This is a genomic window from Streptomyces blattellae, from assembly GCF_009709555.1.
Classification (GTDB): domain Bacteria; phylum Actinomycetota; class Actinomycetes; order Streptomycetales; family Streptomycetaceae; genus Streptomyces; species Streptomyces blattellae.
Genome location: NZ_WJBG01000218.1, coordinates 1 through 16,116, shown reverse-complemented (window position 1 = coordinate 16,116; position 16,116 = coordinate 1). Strand labels below are relative to the sequence as shown.

12 protein-coding genes are annotated in these 16,116 nt (G+C 70.5%); 2 read left to right on the top strand and 10 right to left on the bottom strand.

Annotated features, from left to right (window positions below):
- Position 1: 1 nt before the first annotated feature.
- From GFH49_RS30785 to GFH49_RS30770, 4 genes are read right to left on the bottom strand one after another with little or no spacing between them, the layout of a single operon-like run.
- Positions 2–601 (bottom strand): GTP-binding protein, encoded by a 600-nt coding sequence (locus GFH49_RS30785; protein WP_155059341.1) that lies wholly within the window; start codon positions 599–601, stop codon positions 2–4.
- A complete protein-coding gene (locus tag GFH49_RS30780) occupies positions 588–1,022 on the bottom strand; it encodes a DUF742 domain-containing protein (protein ID WP_155059340.1) in 435 nt (144 codons plus the stop codon). Before GFH49_RS30780 ends, GFH49_RS30785 begins: the two co-directional genes overlap by 14 nt.
- A gap of 34 nt (positions 1,023–1,056) precedes the next feature.
- Positions 1,057–1,533, bottom strand: coding sequence for a roadblock/LC7 domain-containing protein (locus GFH49_RS30775; RefSeq protein ID WP_155059339.1), 477 nt, complete (start codon positions 1,531–1,533; stop codon positions 1,057–1,059).
- The gene (locus tag GFH49_RS30770; protein ID WP_230396596.1) at positions 1,530–3,923 is read right to left on the bottom strand and encodes a sensor histidine kinase; all 2,394 of its coding nucleotides are present in this window, start codon (positions 3,921–3,923) and stop codon (positions 1,530–1,532) included. The genes GFH49_RS30775 and GFH49_RS30770 overlap by 4 nt, the downstream gene beginning before the upstream one ends.
- Positions 3,924–4,294: 371 nt before the next feature.
- Here GFH49_RS30770 and GFH49_RS30765 point away from each other — a divergent pair, with 371 nt between their 5' ends.
- Positions 4,295–5,257, top strand: a complete 963-nt coding sequence (locus GFH49_RS30765) for an ABC transporter substrate-binding protein (RefSeq protein ID WP_155059338.1) — start codon at positions 4,295–4,297, stop codon at positions 5,255–5,257.
- A gap of 294 nt (positions 5,258–5,551) precedes the next feature.
- Positions 5,552–5,851 carry a PH domain-containing protein gene (locus GFH49_RS30760; RefSeq protein WP_155059337.1) on the top strand — a complete coding sequence of 100 codons (300 nt, stop codon included), beginning with the start codon at positions 5,552–5,554 and terminating at the stop codon, positions 5,849–5,851.
- Positions 5,852–6,573: 722 nt separating this feature from the next.
- On the opposite strand, the gene GFH49_RS30755 is transcribed toward GFH49_RS30760, so the two are convergent.
- The 6 genes from GFH49_RS30755 to GFH49_RS30730 form a co-directional block, all read right to left on the bottom strand.
- Positions 6,574–6,729, bottom strand: a complete 156-nt coding sequence (locus tag GFH49_RS30755) for a hypothetical protein (RefSeq protein ID WP_155059336.1) — start codon at positions 6,727–6,729, stop codon at positions 6,574–6,576.
- Positions 6,730–6,850: 121 nt separating this feature from the next.
- On the bottom strand, positions 6,851–7,987 hold the full coding sequence (locus GFH49_RS30750; protein WP_155059335.1) for a hypothetical protein: 1,137 nt from the start codon (positions 7,985–7,987) through the stop codon (positions 6,851–6,853).
- An 88-nt stretch (positions 7,988–8,075) separates the two neighbouring features.
- Positions 8,076–10,157, bottom strand: coding sequence for a methyltransferase, FxLD system (gene fxlM / locus GFH49_RS30745; protein WP_155059334.1), 2,082 nt, complete (start codon positions 10,155–10,157; stop codon positions 8,076–8,078).
- Between the two features lie 21 nt (positions 10,158–10,178).
- Complete coding sequence (locus GFH49_RS30740; protein ID WP_155059333.1) at positions 10,179–11,453, bottom strand: lanthionine synthetase C family protein; 1,275 nt, start codon at positions 11,451–11,453, stop codon at positions 10,179–10,181.
- The gene (locus GFH49_RS30735) at positions 11,450–14,404 is read right to left on the bottom strand and encodes a lantibiotic dehydratase (protein WP_155059332.1); all 2,955 of its coding nucleotides are present in this window, start codon (positions 14,402–14,404) and stop codon (positions 11,450–11,452) included. Before GFH49_RS30735 ends, GFH49_RS30740 begins: the two co-directional genes overlap by 4 nt.
- 241 nt (positions 14,405–14,645) lie before the next feature.
- Positions 14,646–15,872 (bottom strand): IS110 family RNA-guided transposase, encoded by a 1,227-nt coding sequence (locus GFH49_RS30730; RefSeq protein ID WP_155053965.1) that lies wholly within the window; start codon positions 15,870–15,872, stop codon positions 14,646–14,648.
- Positions 15,873–16,116 lie beyond the last annotated feature (244 nt).

Below are 16,116 nucleotides of genomic sequence, written 5' to 3'. Positions count from 1 at the left end.
GTCACCCCTCGCTGCGGGCCAGCGCCAGTTCCAGTACGACCAGCAGCGCGTCGCGGACCGAGCCCCGCTCACGCGCGTCGAAGACGATGACCGGGATGTGCTCGGCGACGTCAAGCGCCCAGCGGACCTCGTCGAGTCCGTGCTCGACCTTGCCGTCGAAGGCGTTGACGGCGACCGCGAACGGAACCTGCTTGTGCTCGAAGTAGTCGACGGCGGCGTAGCAGTCGTCGAGGCGGCGGGTGTCGACGATGACCAGGCCGCCGACCGCGCCCTCGACGATGTCGTCCCACATGAACCCGAACCGGTCCTGCCCGGGCGTACCGAACAGATACAGCTTCAGCGTCGGGTCGATGGTGATGCACCCGAAGTCCATGGCGACCGTGGTCGTGGTCTTGCGGGGCGTGTGGGAGAGGTCGTCCACCCCCGCGGCGACCTCGGTGATCGCTGCCTCGGTGGTCAGCGGCTCTATCTCGGAGATCGAGCCGACCGCGGTGGTCTTGCCCACACCGAAGCCGCCCGCGATCACCATCTTCACCGGCAGCGGCGGTCGTACGGCGGTCTGTGCAGCCGCGCGGCCGGTGACCGGTTCAGTCGGAGTCACGGAGTACCCCCCGGGAGTCGGGGATGGCACGGAGGCCATCGATAACCCTGCGCAGGACGGATGAGTCGTGGGTGGCGTCGGTGCTGGGCACGTACACCGTCAACTGCCCAGCCGCCCGTAGGTCTTCGGAGAGGATACGGACCACGTTGAGGTGCAGCCGCAGCCGGGCCGCGATCTCCGCGATGGACTGCGGCTGCCGGCAGGCGGCGACGATGTCGTGCTGTTCGAAGGAGAGCCGGTCGAGCGCGTCGAGGCCCTCGGCGGTGGCCACCACCTGGGTCTCGACGGGCATCGTCCGGCCGGACGAGTTCGGCGCCACCCGGCCGGCGGTGACCAGGAACGGCCGCACCGCGGAGGCGGGGCCCACCGGCTCCGGTGAGCCGTCCTCGCCGGCACCGCTCGGCGTACGGCCGTCCGCCATGGGTCTGTGCTCCTTCTCGGCCGGGCGGTGCCGGTCAGCCCGTGGACGGGACGCCGACGGTGTTCTTCAGTTCGAGCACGAGCTGCGGGCTGAGCGCGGCACCGGCACGGTTGGCGAACAGCGTCATCTCGTACGCGATGTTGCCCAGCTTGGCCTCCTTGTCGGCGACCACGCCGAGCACGGCGCCGCTGCCGATCGCGGAGACCAGGACATGGCCGCCCTCCAGGTCGATGATGACCTTGTTCAGGGCGCCCAGGCCGTAGTTGCCGGAGGCGCCGGCGGCCAGGCTGGTGAGGCCGGAGACGATCGCGGCCAGCCGCTCGGAGTGCGCCCGCTCCCGTAGTTGCGCCACCGCGATCAGCAGACCGTCGGAGGACACCGCGATGGCGTCGACGACGCCCGCGGTCTCGGTGGCGAAACGGTTTAGCAGCCAGGTGAAGTCGGCTGCTGCGGCCCGCAGTTCGTCGGGCGTGGCGCCTCCCGTGGGAGTGTCACCTGTCGACGTGCTCACTGCTCCGCTCCTTCCGGGAGGTGGTTCTGGTCCTGCGAAGTCTTCGGGCCGGGCGCGCTCGCGCTGTCCTGGTGCGCCCGTTCCACGGCCGCCTCGAACTCCTCCAGCGCGCTGCGGACGGCGTCCGCGTCGGCGGCGGGTGCGGCGGGGCGCGCGGCCTGGCGATCGGTGTCGCCGACGGTCGTACGGAGCGTCGCTCCGCGGACGCGGCGGCGGAGCGGGCGGGAGGCCTGGGCGTCGGAGGCCTGGGCGTCGTCGGAGGCGGCTTCGTCTCGCGGCTTGGGAATCAGGGGCTTGTCCTCGGTGCCGGGTCCGGGTTTGTCCTCGGCGCCGGCCGGCTCCCGTCTGGGCACCCGGCGGGGGAGCGGGGCGGGCCCGTTCCGGGCCGCCGCGGCCGACGGGTGCGGGCCGGCCGGCGCTTGCACGGCGGGAGCCGTGGGCGCCGGGGTCACCGCGCTCATCGTGAGCAGCAGTGACGACGGGATGGCCACCTCGGCGGTCACCCCGCCGCCCGGCGTCCGGGTCAGCGTGATGCCGACCGACCAGCGGCGCGCGAGCGTGCCCACCACGAACAGGCCGAGCACCTTCGTCGGGACGAGGTCGAGCCGCTCACGGCGGATCAGCCGGGCGTTCTCCTCGGCCAGCCGCTCGGCGCTCATACCCAGGCCGTGGTCGGCGATCACGATCGACGTGCCGCCCTCGTCGCCGGTGTGCACGGTCACCTCGACCGGGCTGCCCGCCGGCGAGAACGACACGGCGTTCTCCAGGAGTTCGGCCACCATCAGGGTGAGGTCGCCGATGATGTCGGGCTCCACCATGACGTCGGCCCGTGCGTCGAGCCGTACCCGCTGGAAGCCCTCGATCTGGCCGAGCGCGGCCCGTACGACGGTGGTGAGTGTGGTGGGGCCGGCGTCGAGGACGGTCTCGCGGATGCCGGCCAGCAGCATCAGGCTGTCCGCGTTGCGGCGCAGCCGGACCGCGATGTGGTCGATGGAGTAGAGGCGTTCGAGCAGCGCCGGGTCGGTCTCGCCGCGCTCGACGGCGTCGATGAGCGCCAGCTGACGAGTCGTCAGGTTGCTGACCCGGCGGCCCACGTTGCCGAACATCTCGGCGGTGTTGCGGCGGCTGAGCACCTGGCGCTCCAGCAGCGCCGCCGCCGTGGTCTGCACCTGGTTGAAGGCCTCGGCGAGGTCGCCGATCTCGTCGCGTGCGGTGACGGGCATGTCCCGCAGCAGGGGCGGGCCGTCGTCCTCGGCGTCGTCGTCGGCCACCCGGGCGAGTTCGCGCCCGGCGACCTCGGCGACCTCCTGCGCGGCGCCGGTGAGGGCCTGCACCGGGCGGACCACCGAGCGGCGCACCGCCACGGCGAGGGCCAGCCAGAGCGCGAAGCCGAGCAGCGCCACGCCCAGCAGCCAGGCGGCGTTCCACCAGGCGTCGTCGGAGGCGTTGTCGGCGCGGTCGGCGATCTGGCCGATGAGCGAGGAGGTGATCTCCAGCCGGGTCTGCGACTGCGCGCGGTAGTCGGGGTAGCCGTCGAGGGCCTCGGTGAACGCGGCGCGGATCTCCGCCGGTGAACTGGCCTGCAGTCCGCTGGGGTCGATCTGCAGTTCCGCGTAGTGCCGGAGGATCTCGGCCTGGGCGGCGTTGTGCTCGATACCGTTCAGCTCGTCGGACTGCGCCTCGGTGGCGAACCGGGCGAAGCGCTCGGCCTGGTGGGTGTACAGCTCGTAGTTGCCGACCGCGGCGATGAACTCGATGAGCGCGTTGGAGTCTCCGGTCCGCGCCGAGAACACGCTGGTCTCGAAGGCGCTGTGGGCTGCGTCGGCACGCAGCAGGGAGTCCAGCAGATTGCCGGTGAAGGTGGCGGCGAGGGCCGGGTTGCGGTCGAGTCCGAGACCGTCGATCAGGGCCTTGGCGGCGTTGGTGTAGGCGGGGTCGATGTTGTCGGCGGGCAGATAGCCCTGCTCGATCGTCGTCCGCAGGCTGGACAGGCCGTCGATGTCCTTCAGGGCCTGGGCCTCGGTGCCCGGCAGCCGGTCGCCGAAGGTGTCGCGTACCGTCTCGACCTGCTCGTCCACCTCGGCCTGCGCCTTGCGGAAGGCGGTGATGCCGGGCCGGGCGCCGGACTCGGTGGCCTCGAACCGCACGGACAGCAGGATCGCCTGCTGGTGCTCGGCGTTCACCCGGTCGGCCAGCTCCGCGACCTGGGCGCTGTCCCGCACCAGCCGGGCCGCGGCTGCGGCGTCCCGGGCCTGGCCCACCTGGTCGGTGATGAGATATGCCAGCAGCACGGCGAGAACGGCGAGTGGCACGCCGACCAGCAGGTTGAGCTTGCGCCTGAACGGCCAGCGGTCGGCGAAGCGCCTTAGGCCCACCTCGTTCGTGGACACCAGGCCTCCTTCGTGGGGTGTCGCACGGCGCGGGAACGCACGTGACCGTCTCTGATCGACTCTGGCTGGATTGTGATGTAAGGGGAGCGGCGCCTGCACACCACTGTGCTTCACCAACTGCGGCGAGACTACAGGCTCTTCGGAAGCGGTACCTCCGCACCCTGAGTCAAGAATCCGTTACAACCCGACTGCGGCTCCCGGCCGGATCCTTCCCGGTATCTTCACGATCGGGTACGCATCGAAGCCAATTGGTGACCCGGCTGGCCTTGACTGACCAAGAAGTGGCTGGATTGGATCAGATACAGGTCATTCAGCCTCTGATGTCATTCAACCTCTGATGTCATTCAACCTCTGAGCCCGGAACGGGAATCGTGACTTCTACCGTGAAGAGCAGCTGGTCCAGCATGCGACACCCTCGCGCGGCCGCGGTCGCCCTTGCCGCGGTGGCGGCGCTCGTTGCCGGGTGCGGCTCGTCCGACTCCGACGAGTCGGACAACCCGCTGGCCGAAGACCAGGCGGACGGCGACACGGTCGTCGTCGGCTCGAACAACTTCGCCGAGAGCATCCTGCTCGCCGACATCTACGGCGAGGCCCTGAAGGCCAAGGGCATCAAGGTCGAGTACAAGCCGAACATCGGCAGCCGCGAGACGACCTACGGCATGCTCAAGAACGGTTCCATCACCGTGCTGCCGGAGTACAACGGCTCACTGCTGGCGTACCTGGACCCGGAGGCGGAGCAGACGTCCGTCGAGGCCGTCGGCTCCGCGGTGGAGAGCAAGCTCGACTCCAAGCTGACGCTCCTCGAACCCTCGCCGGCCGAGGACAAGGACTCCGTGACGGTGAACGCGGAGACCGCGGAGAAGTACGACCTCACCGCGTCGTCCACCCTCGCGGACCTCAAGGACGTGGCCCCCGAGATGGTCATCGGCGGCTCGCCCGAGTTCCAGACCCGCCAGCAGGGCCTGGTCGGCCTGAAGGACGTGTACGGCCTGGAGTTCAAGTCCTTCAAGGCGCTCGACGCGGGCGGCCCGCTGACCACGGCGGCGCTGAAGGACAACACCGTGCAGGCCGCGGACATCTTCACCACGGACCCGAACATCACCAAGGAGAAGTTCGTCGTCCTCCAGGACCCGGAGAACCTCTTCGGCTTCGCCAACGTGACGCCGCTGGCCTACAAGTCCGGCCTCTCCCAGGAGGGCATCGACGCCCTCAACGCGGTCTCCGCCAAGCTCGACACCAAGACCCTGCTCGACCTGGACTCCCAGGTCCAGCTCGACAACAAGGACCCGCTGGACGTCGCCAAGTCCTGGCTGAAGACGGCCGGCCTGAACTGACTCGGGCCCACTTACGGCGGTGCGGTGGGCCCGATACCAGCACTCTCGCGTCCACCGCATCCTCCAGGCCCCTGACGTGCCACCCAGCCGCGGGATCGCCCTCGACGCCGGAGAACATCCGCGTTCGTCGTTCCTGTCCGTGGCGTCTTACGGCTCACGTGGCGAGCAGAGCTTCGCTTGTTGGCCGGTTCGGGACGCGGTGCGCGATCGGTTGGGAGCGGAAGGACAACCTGACTGAGCCTCATTCGGGAAACGGGGAGGGGTCCCGGTCCCGCTGGCCTACGATCGCCGGCCATGACAGACGAGGCGGCTTTTCGCACCTACAGCAGCGGCAAGTGGTGGGTCAGCAAGGGGTTTGCGACGACCACGCACCCCGATTACATCGAGGCGCGCTTCCCCTTGGAGACGAGGCGAATGGCGTGGAGCGACATCCAGGACTTCGAGATCCGCAGGAACAAGCTGAGCGGCGAGTGGGTCGTAGTCCGCCTCAGCTCCGGCCGCCGGATCGCCCTGCCGTGCGTCGATTCCCGATCCGTATCCTCGGTCGCGGATGAGGTGCGGGCCCTGCGCGAGTTGTGGGAGCAACTGCGCTGACACTGATTTCGCCGTACGGAGTCACCAGGGAGGGCTGGCGGCCCTGCAGAGGCGATCCGGCTGCTCCGGGAGTGGGCCGGTGATCGGAGTCGAGGCAGAGTTCACCGCCGAACCGGGCACCGCCCTGGAACGCATGCCATGGACGGTCTTGACCACGCTGCACCGTGACCCGCACGACCAGCGGTCCCAGCACGACGGCCGACTCTACGGCGTCCTGATCGGCCGGCACGGCGAAGATAACCCTCTTCCCGCCCTTGCCGCGGGATGGGCCGCCCACCAGCGCAGCGAGAACACAGGGAAGACGTACGTGCGCGGCTTCAGGGACAGCCCGGCTACGGCCTCCCCGCGGACCCGGCTTGCGAACTCGACGAGGCGGCACCGTCGTCGGCGAGCTTGGCGTGCCCGTGCAGCAGGGTGACTACGTGCGCCAAGATCATCTTCGGCCCTGTCAACCACGCTGCCGAACTCGACGGCCGGCTTACAGCAGCCGTGGGGAGGCCTACCTGCAGTCCGAGTGGGGCCGCAGGCTCCGGCCACGTAGCCTCCAGTCGGCTGTCCCTGGGCCGGCCGTAGAACGCGGTCGGGTCGGGGTCCAAGGCGGGCTCGGTGCCGTCCGCCGTCGCCCGTGTCAGCTTGTCATGGCGGCCAGTATCGCGGCGGTGCTTGGGGCCCGGGCAGGCTTTGCCCCTCGTTCACCCGCCCGCCCGAACCCCGGGAGGTCGCTACGCGGCGGGCAGGCCGGACAGGGCGAAGACGGCCCGGCCCTCGGCCATGCCGGTGTGCTCGATCCAGACCTTCGGCAGAGTCAGTGTGTGGCGCGGGCGCGCGGGACGAGCCGAGCCCGCAGCACACCACAGCGTTTCAACGCCCCGGTCCACGCGGCGGTTGCCGTCCCAGCCCCGCAGCCGTCAAACACACGGCGGCGCTGATCGCCGCCCTGCGGACAACCAGGGGCAAGCAGTTCCAGCCCCTCGACAAGCTCCGAGGTTGGTGCGTCCGTCAGGCTCTCTCCATAGTAGATCTACGTCCGACCTCGGAGGGACGTGCGAGGCTTTCCCGGATCACGCTATCGCTGGCGCGCAGAGCCGCCGTCAGTTCTCCTCGCTGCTCGTCCGGGAGGATCCCAGCGCCGAGGGCGCAGGTGTGCACCAGCGCGCGACAGTCCTGCGCTTGCCGGTCCGTGGCGATCTCGGTGAACAGAGGATGAGCCAAGTTCTCGCGGGCCGCCTTGCCGTCTTCGGCGTCCGCCGTCCTGCGGTGGAGGTCCTCGACGATGCGGTGCGCGGCGAGCGGCTCGGCGGAACCGATCGTGTCGAGGACGGTAAGTCCGAGCCGGGTGTCGAAGACGGTCATCCCGGGTTCGGTCTTCCGTCCGAGGTAGGCCGTCACCAGGTCCGCCAAATGGCCGTCGATCGGCTGCCCGGCGTCGCGGCGGCATAGAACGGTCAGGCATGCCGTGACGGCTTGCTCCCACGGATCGCCGGGCATCGTGTCGGCAAGGAGGACAACTGCCCACGCGGTGTCACCCGCCGCGAGGGCGGCGAGTACGGCGACCTGCCGACCGTCGAGCATCCGCTTTCCGATGCCATGGTGGGCTTCGATGTGCGCCAGCGCCTCGGCCCATCGCCCCTCGGTGGTGAGGGTGCGCGTGCCGTCGGCGAGGAGTACGCGCCACAGCCAGGAACGAACCTCCTGGCGGTCTTCGCCGGTCGCAGTGAGGTCCGCGGGTACGGTAACGCCCTCGAACCGGGCGGCTGTGCCCGCCTCGACCGCCTTGTACAGGTCGAGCAGTCGCTGACGGCCCTCATCGGCGTGGCCGGCGCGGATCTGGAGGCGGGCCAGGTTGACGACCGGTTCCAGTCCTCGGATCGCGCTCATGCCGGGGAGGGGGCAGGCGTGGAGGTAGGCGGCGGCGTGCTGGTGGCACATCTCGCGGGCGAGATCGGGGAGATCAAGGTCGGAGGCGATGAGCGCGGCCTGGTTGTAAACGGCCGATGCGAGCCCCTGATCGGCCTGTTTCACTGCGGTGTCAGCCAGGTCGACGAGCGCGCGTACCCGTTTGGGGAGGGGCAGGCAGGCGGGGCGGAATCGGGCGATGAGCGGGAAGCGCTGGGCTATGGGGCCGTGCGGGTCCATGGATCCCCCGGGTCGAGAGTGACGACTACTGAGGCGACGGTGCCCGCCGGTCGTGTGCCGACGGGCACCATCCGCTACGCGTGGGGCGTCATCGCCAATCGACGACGATGCGGTTCAGCGGCGTATCGAGGGCGAAGAGGCCGGGACGCTGCTCGATGGCGGGGGTGTCCAGGGGCTGGAGCTCGAACGTGGCCTCGCGGTCGCGGTACTCCCTGTCCCAGGTGCGGATGGCGTCGGCGACCTTCGCGGCCAGTTCGTCGCTGCCGGGGCCGTGGCCGATGACGCCGAACTCCCAGAGCTTGTCGCCCTCGGGGGTCTTCTCCTTGGACACGCGCCGGGCGAGGTAGGTGACGGCGCCCTTGTCGACGGCCGCGGTGGAGGAGGGGTAGGGGTCCTCGGTGAGCAGGGTGCCCTTGGCGCTGCGGGGGAACAGCATCCGGATCAGGCCGGAGGGGAGGGAGCAGGTGACGAACAGTTCCATCCACTCCGGCGACTCCATGGCGCGGACCGTCATGCCGGTCCACTCCTCGGTGCGCGGCTGGTCAAGTACGCCTGCGAGGGCATCGGCGTCGATGCTGAGACCGGCGGGGGCCTGGAGTCGTACGGCGCCGTCCGTACTGAGCGGGATCACTCGGCGGACGTCGTCGGCGATGCCCCTCCGAAGCGGCATGAAGGTGTTCATCTCGCTGCCGAGGGACACCCACCGGCTGTCACGCTGCTCGTAGGCGATGGAGCGGGACACCGTGCCCTTGAGGCGCTGGGGGACGAGGAGCCGGCCGCCGGGAGCGAGCTGCTGCAGCCAGGCGTGCGGTACGCCGTGGGCGCCGACGGTGGCGATGATCCGGTCGTACGGCGCTCCTTCGGCGTAGCCGAGAGCCCCGTCGCGGGTCACGGCCTGGGCGTTGGTGATTCCCGCGCTGGCGAGGTGGGCGCGGGCGCCTTCCACGAGGTCGTCGTCAACGTCGAGGGTGGTCACGTGGCCGCTTTCGCCGACCAGGTGGGCGAGGAGACCGGCGTTGTAGCCGGTGCCGGCGCCGAGTTCGAGGATGCGTTCGCCTGGCTGGGCGTCGAGCTGGTCCAGCATGAGGGCGACGACGCCCGGTTGGGAGGCGCAGGAGATGGACGTGCCGTCGGTGTCGTACTTGATGTGCACCGGTGCGTTGGCGTAGGCGTCTTCGAGCGTCGCCTCGGGCACGAACATGTGGCGGGGCACGGTCCGAAACGCGGTCTCGACGGCGGGCGTGCGGGCGTGTCCGTCCGCGCGGAGCTGGTCGACCAGGGCGTTGCGGAGGCGTTCGGCGTCCGCTGTGGGGGTGGTGATCGTGTCGGTTTTCACCGCGCTGACGCTATCCATGTCGGCCGTTGCCTCGGTGGGCGACTCGGTGTGGTCACTCGTTCCCATGACTACCTCTCGTGCGATGTGGGACAGGGCGCTCTGGTCGTCCCGGAGGAGACCGGCGCGGTTGGCGTGGAAGATCACGTGGTGGGCGATGACGGCTCGCAGGCCGCGGGTGAGGGCGCCGCGGCCTGCGAGGTCGGCGAGGGTGGCTCCGGCCCGTTCAAGGGCGGTCACCCATTCTTCGTGCGCGTGGAGTGGGCCGCCCAGGCGGCAGAGGCTGTGGGCGTCAGCGGTCATGAGCTTCCGCATAGCCGGGGCCAGTTCGGCGGCTCGTTCGGGTGGCTGTGGAGCGGCGGCCGGTCGAAGGGCCGCGACCTTCGCCCATACGTCGCCCTGTTCGAACCAGTCGAGTCCAGCACCGCGCATCATGACGCTCGCCAGCAGGACGGCGGTCTCCCGGCGTCCCAAGTGCATCGGGTTCGGCTGGTAAGCGAGCAGGTGGCGGGAGTCGCTGTGGAACAGTTCGTGAGCTGCGTCCATGGCCTCGGGTCCGCCGAATGCGTCGGTCTCGGGCTCGTAGACGCCGGGCAGGCACGACACGGCCACGCCATCGCCGATGAGATCGCTCAGGAGCGACTCAATGGCGGGTGAGGGCTTGTCGGCGAGGTAACGCAGCGGCCAGGGCTGCTTGTTCATGAACCACCAGCCGGTGAGCTGCCCGTCGGCCTCGGCCTGGATCAGGGCTGGGCCGAGGCGTTCGGCAATGGTGCGCCGGGCACTCTCCCGGTCCAGGAAGGTGATGTTGTGCTGCTGCCAGCGGTCGGGAGGCATAGAGGTCCTTCGGTCGGTGGATCAAGCGATGAGGAGGCATGCGTCCCAGGCGGACCGGGGTGATGCGGCGGTGCTGGGCGCGAGGAGGGCCAGGGCTATGCCGGCGGCGCCGTCGAGTAGGCCGGGGCCGCCGTCCTCGTCCTGAATGAGCGCCGTGGCCATGAGTTCGGGGTCGGTGCCCGGCGGGATGACCGCAGCCAGGAGGGGAGGGATCGCGGCACGGAGATTTCCCGCGGTCGAGGGGTGGGCGTCGTCGGCCATACGCGCGGCAGCGTGGGCGAGGCCGGTGAACCCGTGGCACAGGCCGTTGTCCGTCGTAGCCTTCAGCTGCTCGGGATCGGTGAGGGCGGCCACGAGCGCGTTCTCCGCCTCGATCTGGCGGCTGGCATCGCCGAGGGCAAGCGCGGCAAGTTGCTGGGCGCGGGCGAGGCCGGCGGTGCCGTAGCACCAGGAAGGCCGCTGGGGCGCGGACGGGGCGAGACGCCCCCTGCGCAGCTCGCCCTGAGTGACCCAGTACGGCCAGACCGGTCCGCCGTCGGACTTCTCCTTCCAGCGGTCCAGCCAGGTCAGGATGGTGCGCAGTGCTGCATGCTGCCCGTTGATGACGGAGCCGTTCCGAGCGGCGAGGGCCAGGAGCGCGAGCACACCGCCGATGCCGTGCGCCATACCGGTGTTGGCGTGCCCGCCGGGGAATCGGTCGTCCGGGCTGCCCGAGGGCCCGGTCTCCGCCCACCAACCCGGCAGGGTCTCGCCGTGGTGGGTGATCGGTTCGGTGAGGCGCACGCAGTAGTCGAGAACGGCGCGCATCGTGGAGCTGCCGGGGTCTCGGCGCAGTAGGTAGGCGCCGTATCCGGTGAGGCCCCGGATGGCGTCGAACTCGGCGAGCTGCGGCAGGCGTCCGGCGTCCATGCGGCGGTGTGCGGCGTCGAGACGGCGTCCGACGTCGACTGCGATCTGTCCGTCCATCCTGTCGAGGGCGCGCTGGTAGGAGCCGGGAAGGTGGTCGGCGGCACAGCTCAGGGCATGGGCGAAGGCGGGCACTCCATAGAAGGGGTGGCTGTCCGAGCCGCTGGTGAGCGGCTGCCGGGAGGCGGCGGCGAGCCAGCCGTGGGCGCGGTGCCACGGGCCGCGGCCGTTAGCGGCCAGCTCGATGTGCAGGAGCGCGATGCCGGGCGGGCCGTAAGCAAGATGCTGCCGGTCCGAGGACAGCAGCCTGGAGCCGAGGGGCACGATGTCGGGGTCGGCGAGCCGGGCGGCGATGGCGTCGACCAAGCCGAGCGCGGGGTGGGCGGTCACGAGGCCCTCCCCCGAGTGCGGGCGGTCCAGGCCAGGGCCGCGGCACGCGCCAGGTAGAGGCACACCTCTTCCTCCGGAAAGTTCACGGCGACGTGGCGCACGAAGTGGACGTGCAGCAGCGAGGTCAGGACGTCGTCGACGGCGATGCCCTGGGTGTCCGGGCCGGGCAGGTGCGGCCGGTACGCAGCGAGCGCCGTATCCCGGTCAGCCCATCCCGACACGATGGCGTCCCCGCCCGGCACACTGCGCAGCACCGACCAGTCGTCGCTCGGGTCGGCGAGCCGTACGGCGTCGGTGAACTGCGGGCGCGGAACGGGCGCGGGGGCGGTTGGTGGGATGTGTTCGATCAGCCATTGCATGCCGGCCTCGGTGCTGCCGAGGAACGCGGAGGCGATCGCAACGGTGTGCGCCACCACCCGCGTGCGCGGTCCAGGGCGCTGAGGCTGAGTGAGCTGGGCCAGGACGGCGCGCGAGTCCGCCCGGAAGACCTCCTCGGACGCCTCCCATGCGGCGCCGGAGCCCCAGCGGCCCATCTCCCGGTAGGAGGTGGGATAGCGCAGGTCGGCCAGCAGGCCGACGCTTCGTAGCTCGTCGGCCCAGGCACTCACCGTTCGGGCCGTGCCGGCAAAGGCTTCCGGGTCGGGGAGGGCGATGCGTACGCGGAGGTGTTGGTCCGGGTCTCGGAAGCGGATGAACCACCACGGCGGGTTGCCGAGCTGTTCGAGGAGGCCGGGCAAGTGCCGGGAGAGCAAGACGTCTTGGCGGCGGGGGTCGCCGTACAGGGCGGCCAGAAGAACCGAGGAAGAGGCAGGCGTCTGCATCTGGTCCGCAGACAGGGCACGGGCCCGGCTGGGGGCTGGCAGCGGCGGCCATGTCGACGGCCTGGTTGCTTTGAGGGGCACCACGACCTCGTGGGCTCGCCCGCCGCACCAGCCGTACGCCTCTGGTTCCGGGGCCTCGACGAGTACGGCCAGGCGCGTACGGTCGAGGTGTCTGCGCAGGAGCGCACGATGGCCGGCCTCGTCGAGGTCGAGGAAGAGGCGCCGGTCGTCCTCTAAGAGATGGACGTGGCGCGGCAGCCTCCGCCGGGCACGCCAGTCGCTGAGCGCAACGTCCCACTCAGCCCGAGGACGGGCATGGCCGGGCAGTTCGGACGCTTCCAGCCGCCAGCGGGCCGGGGCCAGCACGGTTCGGCCGTACCGCAGACGTGGAAGGAACGGCATCGCCGTTGCGGCGCCCCAGTCGAAGACGGTGACCTGCGTGCACTGGGCGCGGGACAGTTCGGTGAGGAACCGCACCAGTGGTGGGGTGTGGGTGCGCAGGTTCAGCGCGTGCATCCCGACGGCCTCCACGCGATGTCCGCGCTCGGGGACGGCGAGGTACATGCGGCGGCCGTCGCACCCCACAGCCAAGTCCTCCGGGGTCAGGACGATGTCCTGCGGGGCGCGGTGCTCCTGAAGGCTGATCACGGTGGGTAGCACCTGTGGGGAGCGGGTGACGTGGGCGCTCTCGGGGAGCAGGGGCGGGAAAGAGAGCTGCGCGGGCATGGTGTTGCCGTCTGCGGCCGGGAGGTCGGCAAGCTCGGCGGCCAGGGCCTCGCGGTCAGCGGAGGACAGCACGCTGAGGAATCGGCCCGTGGAGACGCCGGCGCCACGGGACACGCTGACGACCTCCACCCGGAACTGCCCGCGCTGCAACTCCTCCAGGCTGGCCGCGTGCACCCGCACCCCGATCTCCAAGTGCGGCGGCAACCGAGGCTTGTCGGGACCCACGTCCAGGGCCCCAATCTGTTCGTCCGTGAGGATCACTTCGTCGCGGCCCTCGAGCGCGGCGGTCTGAGCCAGCCGTACGAGGGCGTCGTCCCGAGCGGAGACGCGGGGCCTGCGTGCGCCGGCCGGAGCGCCTGGGTAGCCGTCGGGATAGCCGGTGCCGCTGTCCGCCACGGCCTCCACGAGCGGCACCATCGTGCCGATGCCGTACCGCTCGTAGAACCGCTGGTGGTACTCGTTCCAGGCGGCGGTCCCGTACGGGCGGATGCTCAAGCGGGTCAGGATGAGAGCGGCGCGCTCGATCTCTTGGGCGACCGCTTCCGGCAGAACGATCTGGGCGTCCAGGCGGAGGTCGAGCGCGACGGGGTGGCGACGCAGGCCGGGGACGAGGTTGCGCATCCGCGCCGCGACGCTGTCCCGGCCGCCGTACGTGGTGCACCCCTCCAGGCCCGCCCGGACCGCGTGGAGTTCGCGTACGGTCCCCGCGACCGGGGCGAGGCTTCCGGCGTCGATCGCGGCGAGTTGGCCCACCAGATACCCGAGGGCATCGGTCTCGGTGCTCGGAGCCTGCAGGCTTGTGATCAGTACCCGCCGCCGGATCAGCTCCGCCAGCAGTCGACGTGCCCTCTCGGGACTGGCTTCGGGGAACTCCGCCTGGAGTTTGTCCGCGAGGGTGCCGAACCGGATCGGCAGTCGGGTCGCGGCAAGGACCGCGCGCACCGGTCCGGTCAGGGCCAGAGACGCCTCGACCGCGCGGGTCCGGTCGTCCTGGACGTCGGGCTGGAACGGCACGATGAGCCGGTCTCCCCGGTACGTCACGGTGTTGTTGATGACGACGGGCAGCCGTTGGAGGAGGTCCGGGCATGACTCCAACCGTGCGACCAGGGCCGCCAGCCACTCTGCCCCCGCCCGGCCGACGACCACGTGCTCCTCGCCCCATTCGGCCCGCGCCTGCGGGCCGAACTCCGCGGTGGCCACGCCGGCGAACAGGCCGAAGGGTGTGGCCCGGTGCTGCGCCCGGAGCAGGTAGCGGGCCACGGACAGCGCGGCGCGCTGCACATCCCGGAGGGCGGGATCCTCGGCTGTGCACAGGGCCCCTACTTGGGCGGCCAGGACCGGGCTGGAGTGCTGGAGTGCCTCGGTGACGTCCTTGTTCGCCCAGACCGCGCGTAGCCACGCCACGCGGGCAGACGAACCACTGGGCGAGCGGTCATCGAGGTCAGGGCATGGAGGAATCGGCAGCGAGGGCCGGGCCACGGTGCGCACGAGAGCAGCGGAACCGGTGCGGAACGCTGCAGGCGAAGCAACCACCAAGTACCTCCGTTGGTGAGGGGACGGGGGGCTGGTGCCGCCGCGCGGAGACGCGGCGGCACCAGGCCGAGGTGCCCTGGGGTCCAGGTCAGACACCCCATGTCGTTTGGTGTCAAGCGGTATGGGGTTGTGCGTGGTGCGACCAGGCGGTTGCTTCGTCGTAGAGGGTGCGGGTCTTGAGGCATCCGTGGAGGATGCCGACGAGCCTGTTGCCGACCTGGCGGAGGGCAGAGTTGTAGCCGGCCTCGCGGGCTCGCTGCTTGTCGTAGTACCGGCGGGCGCCGGGTGAGGCCCGCAGGGCGGAGAACGCCTGGCGCTGAAGCGCGTCGGCGAGCCGGTTGTTGCGCACGTAGCGGGCCTGGACGGTGTGGCTCTTGCCGGAGGCCCGGGTAACGGGGCTGGTTCCGGCGTAGTTCTTGCGGGCCTTGGCGGAGCTGTAACGGGTGGGATCGTCCCCGAACTCGGCGAGCACCCGGGCGCCGGTGATCTCTCCGATGCCGGGCATGGAGAGGTAGATCTCAGCGTCCGGGTGCGCGAGAAAATGCGCCTTCACCTGCTCTTCCATCGCGGCTATCTGTTCGTTGAGGGCGATCAGGAGACGAGCATGGGCGGTCGTGGTGGCCCCGTAGGCGGCGGCCACCGGCTCGGGCAGTTCCAGGTGCTTCTCGCGCAAGGCGGCCTGGATGGCCCCGGCCTTCTGGTCCCGGTTGTGGCGTCGGGCGCGGGCCAAGATGGCGGTGATCTGGATGCGGGTGAGCCTGGCCGCCGCCTGGGGGGTGGGCGCCTTGATGAGCAGTTCCAGCGCGTCGGTGCTGGTCAGCTCCAGGCTCGCGTAGGCGTTCAGGGCTGCGGGGAAGTACTCGCGCAGCGTGTTGCGCAGTCGTTGGAAGGTGCGGGTGCGTTCCCAGATCAGGGTCTGGTGGGCGCGGGCGACGACCTTGACGGCCTGGGCCTGGTCGCTGTCGCCGGCGATGGGCCGCAGCTGGTCGCGGTCGATGCGGACCATGTCGGCCAGCGCGTGGGCGTCGCCTCTGTCGCTCTTGGCGCCGGAGGTGCTGTACCGCTCCTTGAACCGGGCGACCTGCCGAGGGTTGATCGCGTAGACCCGGTAGCCGGCCGCAAGCAGGGCCTGCACCCAGGTGCCGCGGTCCGTCTCGATCCCGACGATCACGTCGCAGGGGACGAGGTCCTCACCCGCATGCTTCGCCACAAGCTCGTGGAGCTTGGTGATACCGTCCGCGCCCTCGGGCAACCTTGCGGTCGCGAGGCGGCGGCCGGTGGTGTCCTGGACTTCGACATCGTGGTGGTCCTCGGCCCAGTCGTCGCCGATCAGCAGCAACTCATCCTCCAGGTCAGGTACTTCCCGGTCATGCAGCCCGCGGAAGACACGGCACGCGGCCTAATGGATCCAGTGCTCACGCTCAGCTCGGCGGGCACGCCACCCCATCAGCGGTCATGGCCTTCCGGCCAACCAGCAGGGGCACGGTCTGACCACAGAACTCACAGTGGTTCCGGCGACATAAGTGCTCACCTGCTGGCGGCTACGGCACCGAGTCTCTCCGACCCGGCAGCTCCCATTAGGC

Bases quoted from the DNA above. Each gene is read 5' to 3' on its own strand.
- GFH49_RS30780 (WP_155059340.1), bottom strand. From the start codon at position 1,022: ATGGCGGACGGCCGTACGCCGAGCGGTGCCGGCGAGGACGGCTCACCG.
- GFH49_RS30750 (WP_155059335.1), bottom strand. From the start codon at position 7,987: ATGGACCCGCACGGCCCCATAGCCCAGCGCTTCCCGCTCATCGCCCGA.
- fxlM (WP_155059334.1), bottom strand. From the start codon at position 10,157: ATGCCTCCCGACCGCTGGCAGCAGCACAACATCACCTTCCTGGACCGG.
- GFH49_RS30760 (WP_155059337.1), top strand. From the start codon at position 5,552: ATGACAGACGAGGCGGCTTTTCGCACCTACAGCAGCGGCAAGTGGTGG.